Genomic DNA, 24,466 nt, shown 5'->3' on the forward strand with positions numbered 1-24,466 from the left:
CGGCCTGGCCAAAAACACCGCACACGTGCTGACCTTGTTTGCGCTCTCCAATCTGTGGATGAAGCGAAAGCAGTTGCTGCCGGCTATGGGGAGCGTGCGCCTGTAAACCAGGAAATTCCCACGGAAAGCGCCAGAAATGGCGAAATTCCAAAGATTCAAACGCCACTCTTCGGAACGACGCGACATCCCGCACTCTCAGGCCTCGTTATTCAGACCTTCCCTAGTGTCTAACGCCTGAATCACGCCGCGCCGCGAAGCGGCGTCGGCTTGAATGAATTGTTAGCAATCATTCCGTGTCGTAGATTACTAGAGGTGTTGCAATCCATTCACCGAACGAAGTGTTTGCTGAAAAAACACGAACCAATGCGCGGCTAGGAAGAGATAGCCTATCGACTAACAGATGTGTGAGACCCTTAAACGCAGCAATCCCAGACATGAAGTATTGATCTGTCGGTGATAGAGCGAATTTGGCATCGCCGCTTTTGAAGCTAAAGAATGCTTCTTCTCCAACGAGTTCTTCACTTTTTTCGCTCTTGTTTGGATTTGATTTCCCAATGAGCGTGATTGTTTGCCTTGTCCTCGTTACTTTGATCTTGCTGATTCCAAGAGCACCCTCAATCCAGCAATACGTCGATGGTGAGTCCATTTTGTAATCGAGCGTCGCGAAATCTGGGTACTTAATAATGCGGTTGTGAAGCTTATCCAACATCTCCAGGCTTGAAATGCTGTAACTTCTGCTCTCGCTGGAGTTGCCGCCGCCTGAAAGAAAAGCGATAGATGCCGATGCTTGAATTCCCTCAGTACGCGTAATTTGAGTTTTTGGCGAGTAATCAAACTCTGATTCGTACAATCTCGATACGAACTCAGAGTCGAGGTAGATCAATCTTTCAGGTAGCCGTTTATCTTTCATGAGAACTAACTACTACTGAACCGCCTAAGCGCGGCATAACCTGATCCTCGGCGACTGCCTGACTGCGGTCAATCGCTACAAGTGGTTGAAGCTCATCGCTTTTCAACCGCATCCCTACTGCGGCCACACTCAGTGCCACGATGCTCCATGCCTTGCTCAACATTGTTTCTTCCCCCTGAAGAAATGTGTGGCTTTGCGGCTGCATTACATACTGCGTGACTTGATCCTCGCCGAGTTTTTGGATTGCGTCAATGCGCTTTGGCGATTGATCGTTGGCTTTATCGGCTTTGCCCTCATCCGCCCTTCGGGCACCTTCTCCCGCGTGCGGGAGAAGGGAGTGGTGCGTTTGGTTATGGGCTGTTTTTTGCCGTTGGCGCGTTGGTTGAGGTTGGCAGCGGCAGTTTATTGTTGAGGCCGGTAATCTCTGCGGTGTTGCCATTGGTGATGACGCGTAGTTGCGCGGTTTTTGTGTTTGCGGCGTTGGTTAGCGGCAGGCGCACCTGCGTGGTGATTGGCTGCAGATTGCGTGGTGCGGCGAGTGCCGGGAATGGGGCTCTTGCCAGCTCCTTGCCACGCGCGTCTTCCACCACCACAAACCCGGCCGGCGCATCCGCATGGCCGAGGCTGTGTACAGTCACTTCGATGGCATCGGCAGTCACACGCACGTCGCCATGACCGATGCCCAGGTCCGGGCGCAGTTCGACTGGGGTGGTGGCTGCAATGCGTTCGAGCTGCAGGACGGTGGTGCGGCCTGCGGGGAAGTCGATGTCGATGGCCGCGCTTTTCTCGAAGGCCACCTCGCGCGTGGTGGCGGTGCCGTCGATCTTGCCGTCATTGCCTTTGCTCACGCCCTGGGTGATGCGCCATTGGCCTGGGGCGACGTTCCAGCCGGTCATGCTGGCGCGCTGGTTTTTGTTCGATGTGTTGTAGGCAATGACGGTGAAGCGGTCTTGCTGGGGTGCGGGGATGGCGATGGCCACTTGGGTGGCGGCCTCCGGGTCGGCGAAGCGCCAGCTCACGGTGTGGCCGGGGTAGGTCTGGTTGCGCTTGAGGGCCACGCCGCCTAGGCGTGCGCGTTGCAGGTTGACCGTGGGGGATTCCACGCGGTCGCTCCACCAGTGGCCTTCGGTGTTCATGTAGAAGTTCTGCAGTTTCTCTCGCGCCTCGCTGCGGTAAATGGCGGCGAGATACTCGAGATTGCCGGTCTGCTCCCAGGCCACATGGTGCGGGAAGTCCGGGGCGCTGCCGTCGTCTTTATTTGCGGCGTCGATGAGCTTGCCGCTCCAGTCGCTGCGCTTGCCCATGACATCGAGGAAGTTTTCGTTGAGCAGCGACAGGCCGTTGGGGCCGCTGTTGGCGACGCGGTAGTCGATGGGCTTGAGATAGCGCTGCTCGCCGGTGAAGCGGTAGGCGGCCCAGAAGGTGTGCAAGGTGTCGGCGCCGCCGCTGCCTTCGAACAGTTCGCCGCCGCGGGTTTTGCCGGTTTGCCAGTTGATCTCGTTGGGCAGCGCCCAGTTGCCCTTGGCGTTGGTGTAGGCGTGGGCGAGATAGCCGTCGGCTAACCCGGTGACGATGCGGCGGCTGTTGGGGTCGGCGTTATAGCCGCCCAGCAGGATGGCCGGGTGCACGATGGGGAAGGAGTACGGTTTTTGCCATTGCCAGTTGGGCTCGCGGTAGACGGTGCGGCCGCCGAACCAGTTGCTGGCGAACAGTAGGTGGCCTTGCGGGTTGACCTGGATGATGCTGTCGAAGGCTTTGACGGTTTCCATCAGGCGCTCGACGGTGCGCGGGTCGCCCCAGTTGAGGTACAGCAGGGCGCTGTTGAGGTTGATGCCCTCCTCATAGGAATGCAGCTCGTCGGTTTCGATGGTGGACAGGCCGTTGGTGAACATGCCGTTGCGGTAGTTGGCATCGGACAGCGCCAGCATGGAGGCGTTGAGCATGTCCGGGTCCACGCCCATCAGCGCGACGCCGGGCCATTGCTGCACCAGGTCCGAGTCGTCGGAGATGCCGCCGCCGAAATCGCCATAGGCGACCTGGCGCTGCTCGATCCACCAGCGGATATAGCGACGGGTGGCGCTGAGCTCTTGCAGCTGCCAGAACGCCCAGGCGGGCACGCCCTTGGGTACGGTGGGCAGTTCGACCGGCAACGCGCCCTGGTTGGCGTAGCTGATGTCGTTCCAATACTGGCGACCGAGTGCGTGGTCCGGGTCCACGCGCAGCAGGTCGGTGATGTCCGCATCTAGCCGTTTGTAGAGCAGCTGGCGCTTGGAGGTGGTGTGCTCTTCCACCAGGAAGCCCCAGTTGTCCTTGACCTGGGTGAAGCGGTCGGCGACGTGCTCTTTGATGGCCTCGTTGCGCGGTTTGAACACCAGCTGCAGCTGGGTGCCATCGAGCGCGTTGGCATCGAAGTCGGGGGCAGCGGCCGCGATGCTGAGCATCAGGCTGTCGTTGCTGAGGATGCGGTCGCGCAGATCCAGCCACAGCGTGCGGGCCTGGCCGGGGGCGACCGCGACCGAGACATCGATCATGTCGCGCGCGGGCCAGATGGGGTCCTTGATGCGGATGTTGAGCGGGATGCTGCCGTTGTGGGTGGCCGGCAGGTTGAGCGCCGGCAGGGTGATGGCGATGCCGTCCAGGCCGTCGTGCATGTTCTCCCAGCCGTAGGACCAGCTGCGCATCAGTGGCTGGTCCGGCGGCGGGTCGCCCAGGCTGGCGGGCACCAGGATGTGCACGATGGGTTGCTGGGCGCTTGCTGCGGCCTTGTCGCTGGGGCGCTTGCGCGCGGGCGCCTTGGTGGGCAGCGCGATCACGGTCTGGCGCTCGCCCGGCGGGTAGCGGCCGGCGATGACAGCGCGCAGTTCGGCGAGGTTGTCGTAGTCGGGCTGGATGTCGCTGCGCACGGTGTAGCTGAGTTGCGCGCTGCCGTTGGGCACTTCGCCTGGTTGCACATCGTAGGCCCAGATTTCCTGGATGGGGGTTTCCTGCGCGGTGTTGGCAAAGCGCAGCGTGCCGCCGCGGCGCTCTTCGAACTGGTCGACGCTGCGCACCACGCCTTGCTGGCGTGCGAACAACGGCTGCGGCTGCGCGTTGGGCGCGGCATAGGTGGCCTGGCCGTAGGCGGCGCCGCGTAGTTCGATGCGGTTGAAGGGTTCGTCCGGCAGGCTGAGGTCGAGTGCCTTGCCGCCTTCGACATAGGTGTTCCAGTCTGGCAGCTGGAAATAGTCGTTGCGCCCCGGCAGCCGCGAGCGGTTGTAGACGCCGGGCCAGGTGGTTTCGGCGATGCCGTCGGTGGCCTTCCACATCCATTGCTTGAGGTCGCGTGCGTCGGTGAATTCCACCTTGCGGATGCGGGTGACCGGTGCGGTCAGTGCGGGCGGCGCGTGGCCGTTGTCCCAGCCGTAGCGATGCAGGAAGGCGGCGTATTGCGCGTCCGCAGCGATGGCGGGTGCGGTGGTGGGTTCCTGCAGGCGCGCAAGCGCAGCGGCACCGCTGGCGTCGAGCATGCGGTCGTAGATGCGGATCTCGTCGAAGTCGCTGCCGCGCAGAAAGTTGTAGCGGCTCTGCACCTGGTGCGGCGACATCACCCGGCCGGCCAGGCCGAACTGGTCGAGTGCGGCGTCGTAATCGAGCGCGCCACCGTTGGCGCAGGGCGCGCCGCAGTCTGCGCGTGCGGCCTCCTTGCCGTCGACATACAGGCGCACGCCGCGGGTTTCGTCCCAGGCAAACGCAATGTGGGTCCAGTCGCTGGCAGCCGGAGCCTTGTCGAGCTTGAAAGAGACACGGGTGCGCGCGAGATTGGCATCGGTGACGAAGGCATCGAAGCCGTGACCGTTCCAGTCGATGCGCAGCCAGGCCATGTCCCAGCTGGTGTGGTCGGCGTAGCCGACGCGGAAGATCACGAACGGCGCTTCGCCGACCGGGTAACGCGAACGCCAGAAGAAGCCGAGCGTGCCGCGCTGGGTGTAGAGGTTGCCGGGTGCATTCCACGACAGCACGCCGTCGTCGGCCCATTCGATGGCGTTGCCACGTTTGCCGGTGGGCACCAGCGCGATCTTGTCGCGGAAATTGGGCACGCCATCGCCGCGGGCAACATCGGCTTGCAGGCTCTGGTCGGCCGAGACGCGGAACAACAACTCCGGTGCATCGGCAGCGGCCGCACGCACCGGCAGCGCAATCAACAACAGCACACTCGTCCACCACTTCTGCACGCTCACTGCCTGACTCCTCAAAAAGCATCGCCGCACGGGGTCACCGCGCGGCGAATATTCGAAACTGCATGGCGATGACAGCCCCCACGCCGGCACGGGTCTGCCACATGTCCTGCCCGGCGCCGCGATGGCCTGCATAGCCTACGCGGTGCCAGCCTGCCCATGCGTCGCACCTTGGTCACCACTGGATGCACGCTGATGACCCAGGCGGTGCGTCGTGCGCGGCGCGGGCGGGTTGCAATCCACCACTGCGTTGCGTGCAGCGGGGTGCGGTGCGTCGTACAGATGCGTTGCAACGTCGATCTCGCGCCCGCTACGCGATGTACGCAGCGGGCGGAGATCACTTGGAGCGACTTGGCTGCACTTAGAACTTGTAGCGCAGGCCCAGCAGGTACTGGCGGCCGGTTTCGGTGTACTGCAACGGCAACTCGCCGGTCTGCGGCGACCACACCCATTCGTCGGACGCTTCGTTGGTGAGGTTGATGCCCTCCAGGCTCAGCTCCAGCTGCTTGCTGATCTTGTAGCGCAGCGAGGCGTCGATCATGGTGGTGCCGCTCATGCCGTGCACGCCATCGACGTTGAATCCCGCTTCCGTGCCGGGGGCCTGGGTCAGGTAATCGTCGCGATTGGTGGCCGAGATGCGGCCGGCGAAGGACTCGCCCTCGTAGAACAAGGTCGCATTCCACGACGAGCGCGACAGCCCGGTCAGGTCGTTCTTCATCACCGGTGCGCCGGTGCTGGACAGGTACTGGATCTGCGAATCCACCCAGGTGTAGTTCAGTTGCACGCCCAGGTTGGCCCACTTGCCCGGCAGGAACGTAAAGGGCTGGACATAGTTCGCTTCCACGCCCTTCAACTCGCCACCGGGTGTATTCAATGGAATGCTGAAGGTGAAGTCGTCGTTGATGCTGGCGCCGGTGCCATCCAGCAAGGAGGCCGGCAAGCCACTGCTGGCATACGGGCGCACTTCGCGTGCGGTCTGGATGAAGCTTTCGATGTCCTTGTAAAACACGCCGACACCGAGCATCGCGCCCTCGTTGAAGTACCACTCCAGGCCAAGATCGACATTGGTGGCTTCGATCGGATCCAGATCCGGGTTGCCGCCGGACACGGTGCGTGCGCCACCGGCCACGGCCACGGTCACACCGGGCGTGAGGCTGCCCAGGCCGGGACGCGACATCACCTTGGCCGCGCCCAGACGCAGCAGCAGGTCGGGCGCGAGCTCGGCCACCAGGTTGAACGAGGGCAGCGTGTTGTTGTACTTGCGGCCCACCGTGGTCAGCGCCGGCGCGTTGTTGATCAACGCATAGCCGGTGGACTCCTGCTCGGTGCGCACATAGCGCACGCCGAAATTCCCCGACAGCGGGATGGAGCCCAGATCGGTGGAGAACTCGCCCATCAACCAGACGCCGCGGTCCTTCTCTTCGACGCTGCGGGTGTTGTTGGCACGCGGCGCCACGGCGTAGGTGCCGGTGTTGCTGTAGATGCCGAGCTGGTTGGCCACGGCATCCAGATTGGGAACGACCCAGTTGGACGGGCTGCCGTTGATGCCCTTCAGGCCTGCCTGCTCGGTCAGGTCCGTCGGCACGATGCGGGTGCCATTGGCAAAGGTCGGCACCGACACTTCGCTGGCGCGACGCAGCTCAACCGTGCTGAAGGTGTAGTCCTTGGCCAGCACGCCACCCTTGAGGCGGAAGCCGGGGCTGATGTTCCAGTTGAAGTCGATCTGCGCCGTATCGAAATCGTTGTCCACCGTCTGCGGACGCAGACGGATTTCGGCCAGTTCCCACCCGGCAGGATTGGTCGGGTCGATGCCGTAGTTCAGCACCGGCGCGCGGTTGTTGCCGCGATAGTCGTAGCTGTACCCGTCGACGTCGTACTTGTCCATGATGATGGTGGTCTGCACCGGGTTCTCGTGCGCCGAACGCGAGGTACCGACACGGCCGGACACGGAGAAGGCATCGCTGAAGCGATGCTCCAGATCCAGGCTGACCTGCTTGAATTCGGTGTTCCACTCGTCGTGGCGGTTCTCCGAGCGGATATCGACGTTGTCGAATTCGCCGTACACCAGCGCGTTGTTTCGGATCTCGCCATTGCGCACGATGGTGGCCGGCTTGCCGTCGCGGTCGGCGCGGCGCGGCGTGCCGCTGTCGCGACCGCGGCTGAAGGAGATGGCCTCGATGTAATGCTCATCGCGCGTGGCGTCGATCTTGGAGTACAGCGCGTCCAGCGAGATGGTGGTGCGGTCGGTGGGCTTCCACTGCAACGAGCCAGTCACGCCCAGGCGCTGCTGGTCGTGTTCCATCTGTACATAACGCGGGAAGCGCAGGTGGTACACGTCGGCCGAGCGTGCGGCCGCAAATGGCGATGCCGCACTGAAGTTGCCGTTGCTCGTCCCGTTGGCCCAGCGGCCGGTGTTGGAGCCTTCTTCCAGCACCTGCCGCTCGGTGTAGGCCACCGACAGCAGGGCGCCGAAGGTGTTGTCGGCCCAGGTATTGGCGATCAACGCAGCCACACGCGGGTTGGCCTTCTCGGCCATGGCGTTATAGGCCGCCTGGCCACTGGCGGCAAACGTAAAGCCGCTGTAGTCGAACGGGCGCGCGGTGCGCAGGTCGACGGTGGCCCCCAGCGAGCCCTCTTCCACATCGGCCGAGGCCGTCTTGCGTGCGATCAGCTGCGAGAACAGGTCCGAGGCGAAGACGTTGAAATCGAAGCCACGGCCGCGGTTGGTGCCGCCGCTCTGGTCGCCGGCGCCCACGGTGGTGAGCGCTTCCATGCCGTTGATGCGCACGCGGGTGAATTCCGGGCCCAGGCCACGCACCGTGATGGCGCGGCCTTCGCCAGCGTCGCGGGTGATCACCACGCCAGGAATGCGCTGCAGCGACTCGGCCAGGTTGAGGTCGGGGAACTTGCCGATGTCCTCGGCCACGATGGCATCGACCACGCCGGCTTCGCCGCGCTTGATGTCCAGGGCCTTCTCGACGCTGGCGCGGTAACCGGTCACCGTGACAGTGTCCAGGTCGACGGCGGGCTCGGCGGGCGATTGGGCAGCGTCTTGTGCGGCAGCCTGGCCGCTCAGCGCCAGGCCGATCGACAGCGCAAGCAAGGTAACCGGTGTCTTCCGGCTGGTGGTCCGAAATTGCATGTCCTCCCCTCCCAAGGGTCCATGAACAATGTGAAATAGCGGGTTGAGAGCGGCAATGACACCGCTGGTCAAAACGACGTTACCAGCTGAATCGTCCCGTAACATCTTGCAGCGCAGCAGAAAACGCCACCAAATTTCCGAAAAACGGGTGCAAGCGGTCACTTCACATCGCATCATGGCCGTAGCAGCCGGCATTTCGTGCCGGCTAGAATGACACCGATGGTCATCTCAGTGTGCGCCGGCGCCCCCGTCCGTCACGCACCACCCAGCCGAGGTAATTGCCGCATGAGCCGTGCCCGTATCCTGTGTTTTGGTGAGTTATTGCTGCGCCTGGGGGCGCCTGGTCATGAGTTGCTGCTGCAGCAGCCTCGGCTGGACGTGCACTGCGGCGGTGCGGAGGCCAACGTCGGCGTTTCGCTGGCGCATTTCGGCCACGAGGTGGCGATGGTCAGCACGGTGGCGGACAACCCGTTGGGCGCCGCGGTGCTGGGCGAACTGCGCCGGCACGATGTGGATACCCGCCATGTGCGGCGCGTGGACGGCCGCATGGGCCTGTATTTCTTGACTACCGGGGCGATCCATCGCCCCAGCGAAGTGATCTACGACCGCGCCGACTCGGCCTTTGCGCTGGCACCGGCCGACGCCTACGACTGGCCGCGTCTGCTGGAAGGCGCGCAGTGGCTGCATCTGTCCGGGGTGAGCCCGGCATTGGGCGCGGAGGTGGCGCAGGCCACGCTGGCGGCGGCACGTGCCGCGCGTGCGGCCGGGGTCAAGGTGTCGTTCGACGGCAACTACCGGCCCAAGTTGTGGCAACGCTGGCAGGGCGATGCGCGCGGCATCCTGCACCAGCTGTTTGCCTGCGCGGATGTGGTGTTTGCCGATTACCGCGACATCGGCGTGGTGCTGGGCGGGGAGTTCGCGCAGGACACGCTGGAAGCGCGCGTGGAAGCGGCCGCGCAGCACGCCTTCGCTGCATTCCCGCAGCTGCAGTTGATGGCCTGCACGCAACGCGTGGCGCATCACGTGGACCACCACAGCCTGGGCGCGACGCTGGTGCCGCGCCAGGGCGCGGTGGCGCGTGCGCCCAGCGAAGAGCTCACCCCCATCATCGACCGCATTGGCGGCGGCGACGCGTTTGCGGCCGGCGTGCTGCACGGCCTGATCGAAGGATGGTCGCTGGAGGATACGGTGCGCTTCGGCCTGGCCGCCGGCTGTTTGAAGCATTCGATCCCGGGCGATTTCAATCCGCTGTCGGTGGCCGATGTGCAGGCCTGCGTGGGCGATGCGCGGTTCGATGTGAGGCGGTGAATCGGGAATTGGGAATCGTAAGAGCTGACAGCGCTGGTTTTCGGCACTGGATTCGAATGTTTTGCCGATAGCACGGCGCATCCGGAACTGGCGCGCGATTGCGCGCCAGCGGGCAGCTGGCAGCTGGCAGATGCCCGCTAGGTGTTGTTCGCTGCGCTGACGCGTTTCAGGCGGGCTTGCGTGCGAGGCGCTTGTTGATGAGCCATGCCATCGCGGCACTTACCAGCACCACGCAGAGCTAGGCAGGCACGCTGAAGAACGCCGCAATCAATAGCGCGTTCTGCCACGGCGGTGCCGAGCCGTCCTGCATCACCACGGCGCAGACCACGGCCGTAGTGATCACAGGATTGGCGAGTGCTTTGAGCGCACCGTGCGCACGGATAAACCGCAACAGCACGGCACAGACGCCACTGACAAGAAAGGCCAGGACCAGATGCGATAAGTTTGTCCATTGGGGGCCGGGATTCGGAATTAGGGAATGAGGATTCGTCACAGCAGCTCAGCAAGACAACCGGCAACGTACCGGTTGTCCTTATCGCCAAGTCTTGATGTCCGCCCAAGATCAGTGCTGCATCAAGCCACCGCTCTTGCAATTCCCGATTCCCGATTCCCGATTCTCAGCCCAACTCGATGCAATCGAAGCTGACATCCGTCGCCACGTCGGCGTCGTAATCCACGTCGGTGCGCTCGAAGCCGAACAGCTTGAGGAACTCGTGCTTGTAGCCGGCGTAGTCGGTGAGCTCGAACAGGTTCTCGGTCGTGACCTGCGGCCATAGCGCCTTGCAGGCGTCCTGCACGTCGTCGCGCAATTCCCAGTCGTCCAGGCGCAGACGGTTTTCGTCGTCCACCTGCGCCGGCTGGCCGTCTTCGCGGTACAGGCGCTCGCGGAACAGGCGGTCGAGCTGCTCGATGGTGCCTTCGTGCAGGCCCTTTTCTTTCATGATCTTGTAGACCATGGAGATGTACAGCGGCATCACCGGAATGGCCGCGCTGGCCTGGGTGACCACCGACTTGAGCACCGCCACATTGGCGCCGCCACCGCGCTTGGCCAGGCGCGCATTCAAGCGCTGCGCGGTGTGGTCCAGGTCGACCTTGGCCTTGCCGAGTGCGCCATGCCAGTAGATCGGCCAGGTGATTTCGGTGCCGATATAGCTGAAGGCCACGCTGCGCGCGCCATCGGCGAGCACGCCGGCGCCTTCCAGCGCGTCGATCCACAATTCCCAATCCTGCCCGCCCATCACGGTGACGGTATCTTCGATCTCCTGCGCGCTGGCCGGCTCGATCGAGGCCTGGATGATGGTGTCCTTGTTGGTGTCGATGGCGGTGGCGGTATAGGTCTGCCCGATCGGCTTGAGCGCCGAGCGCTTGACTTCGCCGCTGCCCGGCAGCTTGCGCACCGGCGAGGCCAGCGAATACACCACCAGGTCGACCTGCCCGCCCATCTCGGTCTTGATCAGCTCGATCACCTTCGCGCGCGCGGCATCGGAAAACGCGTCGCCATTGATCGACTTGCTATACAGCCCGGCCGCCTTGGCATGTTTGTCGAACGCGGCCGAGTTGTACCAGCCGGCCGTGCCGGCCTTGCTGGCGGTGCCGGGCTTTTCGAAGAACACGCCCAGCGTGTCCGCACCGAACCCGAAGGCAGCGGTGATGCGCGAGGCCAGGCCGTAGCCGCTGGACGCGCCGATCACCAGCACTTTCTTGGGGCCGTCGGTGCGTACGCCACGCGCACGCGTTGCAGCAATCTGCTCGAGCACATTGCGCTCGCAGCCAAGCGGATGCGTGGTGGTGCAGATGAAGCCGCGCACTTTGGGATGGATGATCAATGTGAACTCCTGGTCAGCAAGATGCTGGCGGCATCTTAGTGCGTGTGGCGCGCACGAAACAGCCTGATGCGTAACACACGCCGCTGTATGGACGTACCTGAAGGCGGCCGCAGGGCAGCCTGACGCCAGCACCTGCGCGCGCGCAGCAACGAACAGCGACCGTAATCGACTTACCCGGCAGCGGGCTGTGCTACGTTTCCGCCCTGCCGTGCCGTGCCTGGCCGCGCCTGATGGCGATTGTCGAGGCCCCTTCCAGTTGTGCGACCGGTGATTTGAGCGATGTCTCTTCGAAGCGAGCGCGTCACGCAGCTGGGCTCCGTTCCGCGGTTCCGTCTTGGCCCGCTGCTGGTCGAGCCGGAGCGGCTGACGCTGATCGACGACGGCCGGACCATCACGCTGGAACCGCGCATGATGGAAGTGCTGATCGCGCTGGCCGAGCGCGCCGGCGAGGTCATCAGCGCCGAGCAGTTGTTGATCGAGGTGTGGCACGGCAGCTTCTACGGCGATAACCCGGTGCACAAGACCATCGCCCAGCTGCGCCGCAAGCTCGGCGACGACAGCCGCCAGCCGCGCTTTATCGAGACCATCCGCAAGCGTGGCTACCGGCTGCTGCCGAAGGTTGTGTTTCCCGACGATTACCGCGGTGCGGTGATCGGTACGCCGGCATGGGGGCATGGCAACCCGTACATGGGGCTGCAGGCATTCGACCCGGCACATGCAGACGTGTTCTTCGGCCGCAGCCATGCCATTGCGCAGGTGCTGGGCGCGTTGCGCGCGCAATTGCACAGCCGGCGCGGGCTGGTGCTGGTGAGCGGCGCCAGCGGCTGCGGCAAGACCTCGTTGCTGCGCGCCGGCGTGGTGCCGTTGCTGTGCCAGCCCGGCGGCCTGGATGGGCTGGAGGCCATCGCGGTGGCGTACTGCAACCTGGCGCAATGCCGCGGCGGCGATGTGCTGGACACGCTCGCACGCGCACTGGGGCAATGGGCACCGGGTGGGCGCGCGGTGCTGTCGCCGGCGCAGACGGCACGCCTGCCCGAATGGCTGCAGCAACCTGCGCCGCTGCATGCGGCCATCGACGAAGCGATGCGCCAGAGCGCTCACGCGCGCGACAACGTGCACACCCAGCGCCATCTGCTGCTGGTCATCGACCATGCCGAAGCGATGGTGGCCACGCCCGGCATCACTGCCGCCGATCGCGCCGCGCTGGCAGCGGCCTTGCACGCGCTCTGTGCCAGCGCGCACGTGGCCGTGCTGATGCTCACCCGCAGCGATTTCTATCCGCGCCTGATCGATGCACTGCCGGACATCGTCGAGCTCAAACGCGGCGATGGGCACGTGGATCTGCTGCCGCCACGCGATGGCGAGATCGGCCAGATCATTCGCATACCGGCAGCGATGGCCGGGCTGCGCTTCGAAGAAGACCACGGCGGCGCCGGCCGCCTGGACGATGTGCTGCGCGATGCCACCACGCGCCAGCCCGACGCACTGCCATTGCTGCAACATCTGCTGCATGCCCTGCATGCGCAGCGCAGCGACGATGGCGTGCTGACGTTCGTGGCGTATGGCGCGCTGGGCGGGCTGGAAGGCGCGCTGGCGCATCATGCCGAACAGACGTTTCGCGCATTGCCTTCCGATGCGCGGGCCGCGCTGGGCGAGGTGCTGACGCTGCTGAGCGTGATCCACCCCGACAGCGATGCCGTCACCGCGCGGCGTGCGCTGTGGTCGGCACTGCCGGCCAGCAGCGCAGCGCGCGTGCTGGTGGATGCGTTCGTGCATGCGCGCCTGTTCGTCAGCGAGCTGGTGGCCGGCGAGCCGGGCTTTGCGGTCGCGCACGAAGCCCTGTTGCGGCAATGGCCGCGCGCAGCCGAGTGGATCCATGAAAACCGCCGCCTGTTGCAGGCACGCAAGCGGCTGCAACTGGCGGCACAGCGCTGGGCCGCCGAAGGCCGGCGCAGCGATCACTTGCTCAACAGCGGCCGCCCGCTGAGCGAAGCACGCGAGGCTGCACGGCGCATGCCGCAGGATCTGGACGCACTGGATCATGCCTTCCTGCGCGCCTGCGAACGCTCCCAACGCCAGCGCCGCGGTCTGTACGCCGCCGCTGCCGCACTGCTGGTGGTGCTGGCCAGCGCCTCGCTGCTGCTCGGCTGGCGGGCGCGCCAGGCCCAGCAAGTGGCCGAACAACGCCGCGATCAAGCCCAGCAACTGGTGGGCTATATGCTGGGCGACCTGGCCGAGCAGTTGCGCACCGTGGGCAACCTCAAGCTGCTCGATAGCGTCGGCAGCCGTGCGCTGCGTTATCTGGAAGACCTGCCCCGGGCGGGCATGGCAACCGGTGATCTGATCAACCACGCACGTGCGCTGCGTACCACCGGCGAAGTGCTGATGAATCAGGGCAAGCTGGAGGAGGCGCAGGCCGCATTCATGCGTGCCGCGTCCACTGCCGAGCAGGCGCGGACGCAGGCGCCGGAGGCAGTGGAGGCGCATGCGGAAATAGGTCAGACGGCGTATTGGCTGGGCAACATGGCCTATCGCAGCAAACAGTTTCCGTTGGCGCGCACCCATTGGTCGCAGTATCTGGCCGCCAGCGAATGGTTGGTGCGCACCGCGCCAGATGATCCACACTGGCAACTGGAGTTGTCGTACGCGCTCAACAATCTTGGCACGCTGGCGCGTAGCGAAGGGCAGGCCAACACGGCGATCGGCTTGTTCGCCCGCTCGATCGCGCTCAAACGCCAGGTATTGGCGCGTACCCCAGACAACGCGTCCGTGCGCTACGAGCTTGTCGACAGCCTGTCCTGGCTGAGTCTGGCGCAGGAAACCCAGGGCCTGCTGGCACCGGCCGAACAGGGCTATCGCGAGCAGATCGAAACACTGCGCCTGCTGGTGCAGCACGATCCCGATGCCAACGCCTGGCGACGGCGCATGGCCACCTCGTTGGTGCGCACCTCCAATCTGGCGCTGGCACGCGGTCACCTGGCGCAGGCGCAAGCCGACGCGCAAGCCAGCGTGGGGATGCTGGAACCGCTGGTCGCGCAGCAGCCGGACAACCGCACCTGGCGCCGCGATCTGGCGCATGCCTATGCGCAGGCCGGCTGGGTGGCCGCGCTGGACGGGCACGCCGCTGCGGCCACGCGCCAGCTGACCCAGGCGCGGCAGACGCTGGCAGGCGTGCTGGCGCACCAGCCGCTGCCGGAATGGGAATGGCTGGACGCCATCATCGCGTTGCGCTTGAACCGGGTGCAGGGACTGCGTGGCGACCGCCAGACGGCCAGTCTGGCGGCGATCGTGGCGCGGCTGGATGCCCTGCATCAGGCCAAACCGGCCGACCTGATCGGCGTGTCGGCGCTGGCGACTGCATTGGTCTGGTATGGCGAACAGCTGGACGCCAACGGCGATCACGTCGGTGCACGCGCCGCCTGGCAACGGACGGTGGCAGTGCTCGGCGCCGATATCGGCAATAGTCGCGACAAGACCTTGCTCGACCCCTGGATTCGCGCACAGATCCATCTGGGTCGGCGCGCTGCCGTGACGCAACAGCTCGGATGGCTGTATCAAGCGGGCTACCGCCACCCGGGATTCGTTTCCCTCTATGCCCCGCTCTTCAAGGAATCACCAACGTCATGACCGATCCCCAGATCATCCCCATCACACTGACCGTGGCGCACGTTGAGTTCGGCGGCAATACCGGCAGGGGCGCCTACTTCTACAGCTTCTCGCCTGACCTGCTGATCGTGGGCAAGGGCGAGCAGGACGTGACCCTTTGCTACAGGTTCTGCGGTTCGGTGCCCAAGCGCTTCAAGATCATCAGCCTGCTGAGTTCCGATGCGACCGGTCAGATCGGCAAGCCGGATATCAATCCCGATGGCCAGAGCGTGACGGTCGTCAATGCCAACAACAAGCCGACGCTGATCTTTTTCACCGTGGTGGTGAAGGACACAATCACCGGCGCGCATTTCAGCTGCGACCCCCAGGTCGGCAACGACCCGGAAATTTCGCCGACCGAATTCGGGCGTCACTGATCGTCGCGTCCACTTCCGTCCGACGGTGCGCCGTCGGACGGGAGCCGCAGCGCGATCGACGGGCGGCTCGGTCGCAAACGGCAACAGGCCCGGCGCTGGCGCGTGTGACGAAGGGTGGGAGCCGCTCTGCAGCGGACCTCCTGCACGCGCGACGCGCCTTCATGCAGGCACTCAGTTGGTGTCACGGACATAGGGATCGATAGCCTTGGGCGTCAGGGCGATCAGGCGACCGGCAGGAAAATGGGAGATCACCTAGGTGTCTGGCGCATCGCTTCCGAAAGGCACATCGAAAGTGGACGCCAGAATGCGCGCCCATCCTTCCGGGTAGGTGTTGCCGCTGACATGGACAACACTCATCGAAGGCCAATGCACTTGGTGTTTTGTCTGCGGATCCGTCAGGTCGGCCTGTCCGATCAGCACCCGGCGCGATTGGAGAAATGGTGGTTTGGCGCGTGCTGCCGGCCGAAGTTTGAAACTATAGGTGCCCGTCTCAGGGTAATGCAGCTCGATGATCGATGCCGGCGAGGCGACGGTGACCTGAAATTGTTTCTCGTCCCCGGCGTCGCTCGACGTGGCGCTTTCAAGGTGGCGCCACTGGCGGTCGGGGATCGGACGCGCCAACACGATGACCGCGCCGCCTTTTTCCAGCATCGGCGCATCGACGCTCACGATCAAGCGCGACGATAACGTTGGTTGCTTCGCACAGCCGGTGGCGGTCAGGAGCGAGCACGTCGCCATCAAGACGGCGCAGACAACCCGATACAGGCTCATCCAGTCATGTTCCTCAGCACTGCGCTTCCACGTGGAAGATCGAGGCGACCTTGGATGTTTATACGTCTCTTCGCATCGACCGTGTCGCTGCGCGCCTGGCGTGCGTCGGCCGATCCAGCAGGATTGCGGCGTGCTGCTGTCTCCACCTGGCATCGATCGGGCGCCGCGGCAATGGCGCATCCCAGGCAACCACGCGGGCGCGGCTATATGTCGGCCGACCTGCGCAGCCGCTCGTCGCGCTCGGTTCCGTTGCTGAAGGCCGGCTTGATCTGGCCACGCGTCGACCACGTACCGGCCATGCCGGTGTCCGTGCCCGCGTGGTCAGGGCCAGCGGTCTGGCCGACCTTGCGTGGCCGACTCGCCAGGTCTTGGCGCCAACCGTCCCCATCGAAGCGCCTGATCAGCCGATCGCAGGCATGGGCAGCCGTCGCCTGCGCTGCCGACGCGTATCCCACGACGGCCCACATGTCGCGTTCGGGGACCGCTGGGATCGGCAACGCAGCGCGGGACCAGCTGATCGGCAATTCGGCCTGGGTCGGCGCGCCCCAGGCGCTGGTGGACAGCACGACGATCACCACGAACCACGACCGGACCAGGCGCATGACGGACTCCGCAGCAGACCGGAGCGCGGCGCGTCCCCGGGCGGCCTCGCTGGCCGCCGGATCACCTTCGTGCGTGGGTCCGCGCCTGACCTGACGGCAACCTTACGGTTGCTGGCCGAAGCTGACGGTTGCCCATAAATCGTTATGGAACAGTCACATAGGAATGCTGGCCTGAGCCGGTTCGACGCTAGGGACACACTACAAGGTGGCGCAACGGCACCAACTGGCGTTACCCGCACCCTCACCCCAACCCCTCTCCCAGGGGGAGAGGGGCTTTAGGTTCCCCCTTGCTCTAGGGCTTTCTGATCCGGTCCAAACTGCCCAACCGCCCGCTCTTCCGATTCCCGATTCCCGATTCCCCCGCCCTCAAATCACCCGCAACGTGATCGCCTTCAAGACCGCCCGCGTGCGGTCGCGGGTGCCCAGCTTTTCCAGGATGGCGGAGACGTAGTTCTTCACCGTGCCTTCGGCCAGGAACAGGGTGCGGGCGATTTCCTTGTTGGAATAGCCGCCGGCCAGCAGGCGCAGGATCGCCACCTCGCGCTCGCTGAAGGTCTCGCGCGGGGCCTGCTGGTCGCGGAACTGGTAGCGGGCGCGCACCGGGTCGGTGCTGACCGGCTGCAGCAGGGTGTCGCCTGCGGCGACGCGCTCGATCGCCTCGCGCAGGTCTTCCGGGGCGGCGTCCTTGAGCAGGAAGCCCTGCGCGCCGGCCTCGCTGGCGCGTAGCAGCAGGTCGCTGTCGTCGAAGGTGGTGAGCAGCAGCACCGGGGTGCGGTCGCCGCGGGCGCGCAGGTGCTCCAGTGCCTGGATGCCGTCCAGGCCGGGCATCCGGATGTCGCTGAGCACCACGTCCACCGTGTGGATGGCGAGCGCATCCAGCAGGCCCTGGCCGTCGTCGGCCTCGCACACCACCTCCACGCCCTGCTGCTGCAGCAACGCGCGCAGGCCGGCGCGCACCAGGATCTGGTCGTCGGCCAGGGCAATACGACGTGAACTCATACCGGTAGTCTCGCGATCAGATGCATGCCGCCCGTGGGTGTGCGGCCAAGGTCCAGCTGGCCGTGCAGTGCGGCCAGGCGTTCGCGCATGCCGGTAATGCCGTTGCCTTCGCGGATGCGCTCGGCGCGGCGGCCATCGTCGCAGATGTCCACGTGCAGCTGTGCGCCTTCGCAGTGCAGGTGCACGGCCACTTCATCGGCATCGGCATGCCGCACGGCGTTGGTCAGTGCCTCCTGCACCAGCCGCAGCAGCAGCTCGGCCACGCGCGCATCGGTGACACGCACGTCGGCATCGATCTGCAGGCGCAGCGTCGGGCGCGGGAACGGGGCGGCCAGTGCACGCAAGGCGGTCTGCAGGTCCAGGCCCTGGTCGTCGCGCAGCGATTGCACCACGTTGCGGATGTCCGACAGCAGTTCGGCCGACAACTGTTCCACCACCGCCACCTCGTCGCGCTGTGGCAGGGCCGGGTCGGCGCTGAGCAGGCGCAGATTGATGCGCATGGCGGTGAGCTTGTGCCCGGCCACATCGTGCAACTCGCGCGCCAGCCGCAAACGCTCGGCATCGCGCGCACTGTCGGCCAGCAACGCGCGGGTGGCCAGCAGATCGGCGTTGACGTGGGCCAAGGCGTCGCGCGCCCGCTCGGCACTGCGGGCGTAATGCGCGGTGAGTGCGGCAAAGGCCTGGAAGCCGGCATAGATGCTGACGATCAACAAGGCGCGATCGAAGCCTGCGTGCACCAGCACCGCGTACATGCCAGCGTTCAACGCCAGTGCCAGCAGCAGCACGCGCAACGGCGGCCAGGTCATGCCCGCCTGCGCCACTAGCATCACCAGCAGGACCGGCGCGGTGCCGGCACGCGGCTCTATCCAGACCAGCAGCAATGCCAGGACCGCCTGCAGCAACGTGGCGACAGTGCGCAAGGCATGCAGCGACGGCAACACGGTGTGCAGCAGGAACAAGGCGGTGAAGCCGGCCAGCACGCCCCAGCGCCAGGCGCCCTGCGGTGACGCATCGGGCATGAACGACAACGCCACCGCCGCAATGGTGAACGCGCCGGCCAGGCGCAGCGGATGCGAGAGATGACTCAGGGAAGAATGCATGCGGCGATGCTGACGGCCGCGCGGCCACTCGGCAATGGTGCGCGTGCAGAAAGTGACTTCCGGCAGGTGCGATCGATGACCTGCGGCCCCTGCGATCCATGCGGCGCGTGCGCACACTGGCATCACCCCGCCACCCATCGCCACGGAGTCACACCATGTCTGCTTCCAGTCTGTTTCTCGCCCTCACTCTGGTCTGGGGAGGCTATGAAATGCTGCTCAGCCGCCGTCGCCGCGCCAACGATGGCGGCGCGCACGACCAGGGCACGCTGCAGCAGCTGTGGTGGGTGCTGTCTGTGGCGGTAGCCATTGCGGTGGCGCTGGCCTATAGCGGGCTGGCGCGCTGGCCGCAGGGCTGGTACGCACCGCTGCAGTGGGCCGGCTGCGCCCTGATCGTCAGTGGGCTGGCGTTGCGCGTATGGGCCATCCAGGTGCTGGCACGCTGGTTCACGGTGGATGTGACCATCCAGTCAGACCACCAACTGGTTCGCAGCGGCCCATACCGCTGGCTGCGTCACCCGTCCTATACCGGCGCGCTGATGGCGTTCTACGGGCTGGCGCTGGGCATGGGCAATGCGTTGTCGGTAGCGGCGATCGTGGTGCCGGTGACGTTGGCGTTTCTGCACCGCATCCGGATCGAAGAGGCCGCGTTGCGGCGTGCGTTTCCGGTTGCCTACCCGGCCTATGCCGCGCAGAGCCGGCGCCTGCTGCCGCTGGTGTGGTGAGGTCGGCAGGCGCGGATGGCACGCAGCAGCGCTTCGCGCGCTCGTACACCGGTTCGGCATGTGCTGCATGCACGTGCGCGCAGTGCCGCACTGTCTGGCGTCGGCGTGCATCGGTCGATGTGCGACGGCCGCCACCGCAGCCAGGCTGGTGCGCTGCGTACCATCGAGCTCCACGCGCCGCATCCCCATCGTTGCCAGGAGAGTTGCATGCTTGCCCGCATTTATGCCGTTGTCGCCCTCGCCGGACTGCTTGGCAGCGCTGCCGCCAACGCTGCCGATCTGGACGTGGGCGTCAGCGGCCTGCGCTCGCAGCAAGGCAAGCTGCGCGTTGCGGTGATAGCCGCGCCCGCGCAGTTGGATGGCGCACAGCCGCCTGTGCAGGCGCAGACGGTGCCGATCACCAGCACCACGCCGCAGATCCAGTTCAAGAACCTTGCCCCGGGGCGCTACGCGGTGATGATTAATCACGACGAAAACAGCAATGGCAAGTTGGACACCAACCTGATCGGCATGCCGGTGGAAGGCTACGGCTTCAGCAACAACCCGACCGGCATGCGCAAACCCGACTTCGACGAGATCGTCTTCGAGCTGCCGGCTGCCGGCAAACGCATCAGCGTGCAGATGCGCTGACGCCGGCACGCGCAAGGAAAACTGCCATGCACCGCCGTCGCTTTCTGCAGTCCTTGCTGGCCGCCAGCGGCAGCGCCGCACTCGGTAGCTGGGCTGTGCGCAGCCTGCCGGCCCAGGCCGCAGAAGCGGCGGCGTTTCATGCGCAATTGCAACGCACCCCGTGGCTGCTGGGCTGGCGCAGCGTCACCAGCCCGACCTTTGCCCCGACCACGGCAACACTGCAGGGCACGCTGCCCGATGGGCTGGCCGGCAGCCTGTATCGCAACGGCCCGGCCTGGACCGAGCGTGCGGGATTCCGCTACGCGCACTGGTTCGATGGCGACGGCATGGTGCACCGCTGGCGCCTGGGCGGGGCGCAGGTGCAGCACCAGGCGCGCATGGTGGCCACGCACAAGTTCACCCGGGAGCAGCAGGCCGGTCGCTTTTTGTATCGCGCTGCCGGCACCTCGGTGCCGGACATGCAGCCGGGCCGCAACAACGACGACGTCAACACCGCCAATACCTCGGTGGCGATGCTCAATGGGCGCCTATTTGCGTTATGGGAAGCCGGCTCGGCGATCGAACTGGATCCGGATGCGTTGGACACGCTTGGCCCGGTGACCTGGCGCGACGATCTGGCGGCAATGCCGTTCTCGGCGCATCCGTTGATCGATGACGACGGCAGCGCCTGGAATTTCGGCTCGATCGGCGTGATCGGCTCGACCGGGGTGGTGATCTGGCAGTTGGGCGCCGATGCGACGCTGCGCAACGTGCAGCTGATGCACACCGATGCGCCCGGCTACCTGCACAGCTTTGCGATGACGCAGCGCCATCTGATCTTCGTGCTGGCGCCCTACAAGCGGCTTGAGGGCGACGGCGCGTTCTTCGAACAGTTGCGCTTCACCCCGGACGCGCCGTGCCGGATTGCGGTGGTGCCCAAGGACGCGCTGGACCAACCGCGCTGGTTCGAGGCCGACTTCGCAGTGGCCTATCACTTTGCCGATGCCTACGAACACCGCAACCGCATCGTGGCGCGCGCGGTGGTGCATACCGATCCGGAAGAAGCACGTTCGCCGATGCGCGCGGCCATGCTCGGCGATGCGCATGCGCAGCCGGCCGCGGTGCAGCTGCGCAGCCTGCATCTGGATCTGCGCAGCGGCCGCGCGCACTGGCAGGCGCACCCGGTGGACAACCTGGAGCTGCCGTTGTTCGACCGCCGCACCCCCGGCACGCGCGGCGCCCGGCTGTATGCACCGTGCATCGACGGGCCGAACACCTCGCCGTTTCTCAATGCGGTTGCCGGCTACGACCTGGAGCGCGACCGCCGCCAGGTGCACCGCTACGGCCCGGAGGTGCTGGCCGAGGAACACGTGTTCGTGCCCAGACCCGGCAGCCAGCGTCCCGATGACGGCTGGCTGGTCGGCACCGTGCTGGACACCGCGCATGCCCGCAGCGGGCTGATGGTGCTGGACGCGCGCCACATCGATGCGGGACCGATCGCCGAAGCCTGGCTGCCGTATGCGTTGCCGCTGGGTTTTCATGGGCATTTTGCGGCTGCCGGGTGAGTCAGCGTCCCGGTAGCGCTTGCACTGCCGTCGCCTGGCCGGCAGCGGGCGCCGCCTGCTGCCTGAGCTCCACGGCATACGCCCACAGATCGTCGAAGAGCTGCGCATTGACCCTGGCATCGCTGCTGTCCAGGGAGGTGTTGCTGATCAGCACCACCGCATTGTCGTGCGCCAGGTCCGACAGCATCTCGGTGTGCACGCCCGGGTCCGAGCCGCCGTGGCCGATGCGGGTGACGTTGTACTTGGTGGACAAGAAGATGCCGGAGTTCTTCTCGTTCAAGGCGACATTGTCGGGCGTGTTGGCGGCGGTGTACTGGAAACGCAGCATCTGCGCGGTGGTGGTGGTATCCAAAATACGCACGCCCTGGTACTGCCCGCCATCGAGCAGGGCGATGAACAGCCTGGAGAGGTCGTTGACGCTGGTGCGCACGCCGCCGTCGGGGTAGGTGGTGAGTTCGTACGGCGGGATCGGCACGCTCACACCGAACTGGCTCACATACAGCGTGGCCTGGGCGGCGGCCGGCAGATCGGCCGCATGCCAGGCAGTGTGCTGCATGCCCAGTGGCGCGAAGATGCGCGTGTGCGTGTAGCGCTCCAGCGACTGGCCCACCGCGCGAGCGACGATGTAGCCCACCAGGCCGGCACCGATGTTGGAGTATTCGCGATGCGTGCCGGGTTTGACCGGCAGGTAGTTCTGCGCCTGGTAGTCGCGTCCGCCGGGCGCCAGATAGCCGCGCAAGAAGTCGCCCAACGGCGCGACCGGCAGGCCTTGCCAGCGATAGGTGCCGCGGTAGACCTCCCAGCGGTCGGTCAGGCTGGAGGTGTGCGTGGCCAGTTGCCGCAGGGTGATCGGCACCTGCGGAAACTGCGGGTTGCGCACGGCGAACGGCAGATAGGTGTTGATGTCCGCATCCAGCGCCAGCTTGCCGTCCTGCACCGCCTGCATCAGCGCCACGCCGGTCACGGTCTTGCTGATCGAGCCGATGTTCATGACGGTGTCGGGCGTGAATGGCGTGCCGCGCGCACGGTCGGCAAAACCGACGCCGCCGGTCCAGACCACCTTGCGGTCGCGGATGATCGCCGCGCCCAGGCCGACGATGCCGGCGGCGTCCATGTGTTGCTGGAGTGTGCGTGTGATGGCGTCCGGCGCGGCCGACCGACCCGGCCCGCCCGCCCACGCCTGACCACTGCAAAGCACACCGATCGCCAGCCCGATCTTTACCGTCCATCCCGCTGCTGTGCCTGCACGCATGGCGCCCTCCTTCCGTGATGTGGTTGCTGCAGATGCCCCACGTGGGCGGCGCCGGCAAGCGCCAGCGCCAGCGCCGCTGCGGCAGCAGACGCAGTCTTGCAACCGATCAGTGCCGATGCCAGCGCGATGCGACCAAACCGCCCATGCGCCCGACGAAACGCCGCGTGCAGCGCGTGCGGCCTGCCGCTGCAGCGGTCCACCTGCCACCGATGGTCTTACACTCGGCGGCTCCCCTGCCGCTGCCGTCCCGTCTTCGATGATCATTTCCGCCGCTTCCGACTACCGCGCCGCCGCCGAAGCACGCCTGCCGCCCTTCCTGTTCCAGTACATCGATGGCGGCGCGTATGCCGAGCACACCTTGCGGCGCAATGTCTCGGACCTGGCCGATGTGGCGCTGCGCCAGCGGGTGCTGCGCAATATGTCGGATCTGCGCCTGAGCACCGAGCTGTTCGGCGAAACCCTGGCGATGCCGGTGGCCTTGGCGCCGGTCGGCCTCACCGGCATGTATGCACGCCGCGGCGAAGTGCAGGCCGCGCGTGCGGCGGCCGCGCGCGGTATTCCGTTCACCCTGTCCACGGTGTCGGTGTGCCCGATCGAAGAAGTGGCGCCGGCCATCGAACGGCCGATGTGGTTCCAGCTCTATGTGCTCAAGGACCGTGGCTTCATGCGCAATGCGCTGGAGCGCGCCAAGGCGGCGGGCGTGACCACGCTGGTGTTCACCGTGGACATGCCCACGCCCGGCGCGCGCTACCGCGATGCGCACTCGGGCATGAGCGGGCCCAACGCCTCGCTGCGGCGCATGCTGCAGGCGGTGACGCACCCGCGCTGGGCGTGGGACGTAGGCTTGCTCGGCAAACCGCACGATCTGGGCAACATCTCCGCCTACCGCGGCAGCCCCACCGGCCTGCAGGATTACATCGGCTGGCTGGGCGCCAACTTCGACCCGTCAATCGCCTGGAAAGACCTGGAATGGATCCGCGAATTCTGGACCGGGCCGATGGTGATCAAGGGCATCCTGGACCCGGAGGACGCACGCGATGCGGTGCGCTTCGGTGCCGACGGCATCGTGGTCTCCAACCACGGCGGCCGTCAGCTCGACGGCGTGCTGTCCAGCGCACGCGCACTACCGGCCATTGCCGATGCGGTGAAGGGCGAGCTGAAGATTCTGGCCGATTCGGGCATCCGCAGCGGGCTGGATGTGGTGCGCATGCTCGCGCTCGGTGCCGATGCGGTATTGCTGGGGCGCGCGTTCGTCTACGCGTTGGCGGCCGCCGGGCAGGCCGGCGTGGAAAACCTGCTGACCCTGATCGAAAAGGAAATGCGCGTGGCGATGACGCTGACCGGCACGCATTCCATCGCCGACATCAGCGCCGAGGCGTTGAGCCGGGTGACGCGCGAGCGGGCCGATGCGATCTCGCCATAAA

The 24,466-nt window shown here is 65.7% G+C and carries 15 protein-coding genes and 3 pseudogenes; 8 read left to right on the forward strand and 10 right to left on the reverse strand.

The window, feature by feature from the left end; genetic code table 11:
• Window positions 1-106, forward strand: a pseudogene (locus F7R02_RS16945) (IS5/IS1182 family transposase); the annotation flags it as partial.
• A 180-nt stretch (window positions 107-286) separates the two neighbouring features.
• On the opposite strand, the gene F7R02_RS16950 reads toward F7R02_RS16945, so the two are convergent.
• From F7R02_RS16950 to F7R02_RS16965, 3 genes are all read right to left on the reverse strand, one after another.
• Window positions 287-910: a hypothetical protein gene (locus F7R02_RS16950; protein ID WP_139370938.1), complete on the reverse strand. Its 624-nt coding sequence runs from the start codon at window positions 908-910 to the stop codon at window positions 287-289.
• A 350-nt stretch (window positions 911-1,260) separates the two neighbouring features.
• Window positions 1,261-5,127 carry a LamG-like jellyroll fold domain-containing protein gene (locus F7R02_RS16955; protein ID WP_078589495.1) on the reverse strand — a complete coding sequence of 1,289 codons (3,867 nt, stop codon included), beginning with the start codon at window positions 5,125-5,127 and terminating at the stop codon, window positions 1,261-1,263.
• Between the two features lie 358 nt (window positions 5,128-5,485).
• Window positions 5,486-8,266 (reverse strand): TonB-dependent receptor, encoded by a 2,781-nt coding sequence (locus tag F7R02_RS16965; protein WP_078589501.1) that lies wholly within the window; start codon window positions 8,264-8,266, stop codon window positions 5,486-5,488.
• A 285-nt stretch (window positions 8,267-8,551) separates the two neighbouring features.
• Between F7R02_RS16965 and F7R02_RS16970 the strand changes: the two genes are divergently transcribed.
• Window positions 8,552-9,574 carry a sugar kinase gene (locus F7R02_RS16970; RefSeq protein WP_078589504.1) on the forward strand — a complete coding sequence of 341 codons (1,023 nt, stop codon included), beginning with the start codon at window positions 8,552-8,554 and terminating at the stop codon, window positions 9,572-9,574.
• Window positions 9,575-9,740: 166 nt separating this feature from the next.
• On the opposite strand, the pseudogene F7R02_RS26410 reads toward F7R02_RS16970, so the two are convergent.
• Window positions 9,741-10,026 (reverse strand): annotated as a pseudogene (locus tag F7R02_RS26410) (hypothetical protein).
• A gap of 165 nt (window positions 10,027-10,191) precedes the next feature.
• Window positions 10,192-11,400, reverse strand: coding sequence for an enoyl-ACP reductase FabV (gene fabV, locus F7R02_RS16975; RefSeq protein ID WP_078567990.1), 1,209 nt, complete (start codon window positions 11,398-11,400; stop codon window positions 10,192-10,194).
• 279 nt (window positions 11,401-11,679) lie between these two features.
• On the opposite strand from fabV, the gene F7R02_RS16980 reads away from it, so the two are divergent.
• Both F7R02_RS16980 and F7R02_RS16985 read left to right on the forward strand, forming a co-directional pair.
• Window positions 11,680-15,027, forward strand: a complete 3,348-nt coding sequence (locus tag F7R02_RS16980) for an nSTAND1 domain-containing NTPase (RefSeq protein WP_078589507.1) — start codon at window positions 11,680-11,682, stop codon at window positions 15,025-15,027.
• Window positions 15,024-15,422 carry a hypothetical protein gene (locus F7R02_RS16985; RefSeq protein WP_005933088.1) on the forward strand — a complete coding sequence of 133 codons (399 nt, stop codon included), beginning with the start codon at window positions 15,024-15,026 and terminating at the stop codon, window positions 15,420-15,422. Before F7R02_RS16980 ends, F7R02_RS16985 begins: the two co-directional genes overlap by 4 nt.
• Before the next feature lie 171 nt (window positions 15,423-15,593).
• On the opposite strand, the pseudogene F7R02_RS16990 reads toward F7R02_RS16985, so the two are convergent.
• The 4 genes and pseudogenes from F7R02_RS16990 to F7R02_RS17005 form a co-directional block, all read right to left on the reverse strand.
• A pseudogene (locus F7R02_RS16990) lies at window positions 15,594-16,142 on the reverse strand (hypothetical protein).
• A gap of 254 nt (window positions 16,143-16,396) precedes the next feature.
• Window positions 16,397-16,795, reverse strand: a complete 399-nt coding sequence (locus tag F7R02_RS16995) for a hypothetical protein (protein ID WP_078518193.1) — start codon at window positions 16,793-16,795, stop codon at window positions 16,397-16,399.
• A gap of 366 nt (window positions 16,796-17,161) precedes the next feature.
• Entirely contained in the window at window positions 17,162-17,794 is a 633-nt protein-coding gene (locus F7R02_RS17000) for a response regulator transcription factor (RefSeq protein ID WP_078586586.1), read from the reverse strand.
• Window positions 17,791-18,990: a sensor histidine kinase gene (locus F7R02_RS17005; protein WP_078589527.1), complete on the reverse strand. Its 1,200-nt coding sequence runs from the start codon at window positions 18,988-18,990 to the stop codon at window positions 17,791-17,793. Before F7R02_RS17005 ends, F7R02_RS17000 begins: the two co-directional genes overlap by 4 nt.
• 59 nt (window positions 18,991-19,049) lie before the next feature.
• Between F7R02_RS17005 and F7R02_RS17010 the strand changes: the two genes are divergently transcribed.
• The 3 genes from F7R02_RS17010 (at window position 19,050) to F7R02_RS17020 (ending at window position 21,790) form a co-directional block, all read left to right on the forward strand.
• A complete protein-coding gene (locus tag F7R02_RS17010) occupies window positions 19,050-19,616 on the forward strand; it encodes a methyltransferase family protein (protein ID WP_078589509.1) in 567 nt (188 codons plus the stop codon).
• Between the two features lie 207 nt (window positions 19,617-19,823).
• The gene (locus F7R02_RS17015) at window positions 19,824-20,246 is read left to right on the forward strand and encodes a DUF2141 domain-containing protein (protein ID WP_227479198.1); all 423 of its coding nucleotides are present in this window, start codon (window positions 19,824-19,826) and stop codon (window positions 20,244-20,246) included.
• A gap of 26 nt (window positions 20,247-20,272) precedes the next feature.
• A complete protein-coding gene (locus F7R02_RS17020) occupies window positions 20,273-21,790 on the forward strand; it encodes a carotenoid oxygenase family protein (protein ID WP_078589512.1) in 1,518 nt (505 codons plus the stop codon).
• Between the two features lies 1 nt (window position 21,791).
• Here F7R02_RS17020 and F7R02_RS17025 read toward each other — a convergent pair whose 3' ends face one another.
• The gene (locus F7R02_RS17025) at window positions 21,792-23,042 is read right to left on the reverse strand and encodes a serine hydrolase domain-containing protein (RefSeq protein WP_078589514.1); all 1,251 of its coding nucleotides are present in this window, start codon (window positions 23,040-23,042) and stop codon (window positions 21,792-21,794) included.
• 256 nt (window positions 23,043-23,298) lie between these two features.
• On the opposite strand from F7R02_RS17025, the gene lldD reads away from it, so the two are divergent.
• Window positions 23,299-24,465 (forward strand): FMN-dependent L-lactate dehydrogenase LldD, encoded by a 1,167-nt coding sequence (lldD, locus tag F7R02_RS17035; protein WP_005915955.1) that lies wholly within the window; start codon window positions 23,299-23,301, stop codon window positions 24,463-24,465.
• Window position 24,466 lies beyond the last annotated feature (1 nt).

The sequence above is a fragment of the Xanthomonas cissicola genome, from assembly GCF_008801575.1.
Taxonomy (GTDB): Bacteria; Pseudomonadota; Gammaproteobacteria; order Xanthomonadales; family Xanthomonadaceae; genus Xanthomonas; species Xanthomonas cissicola.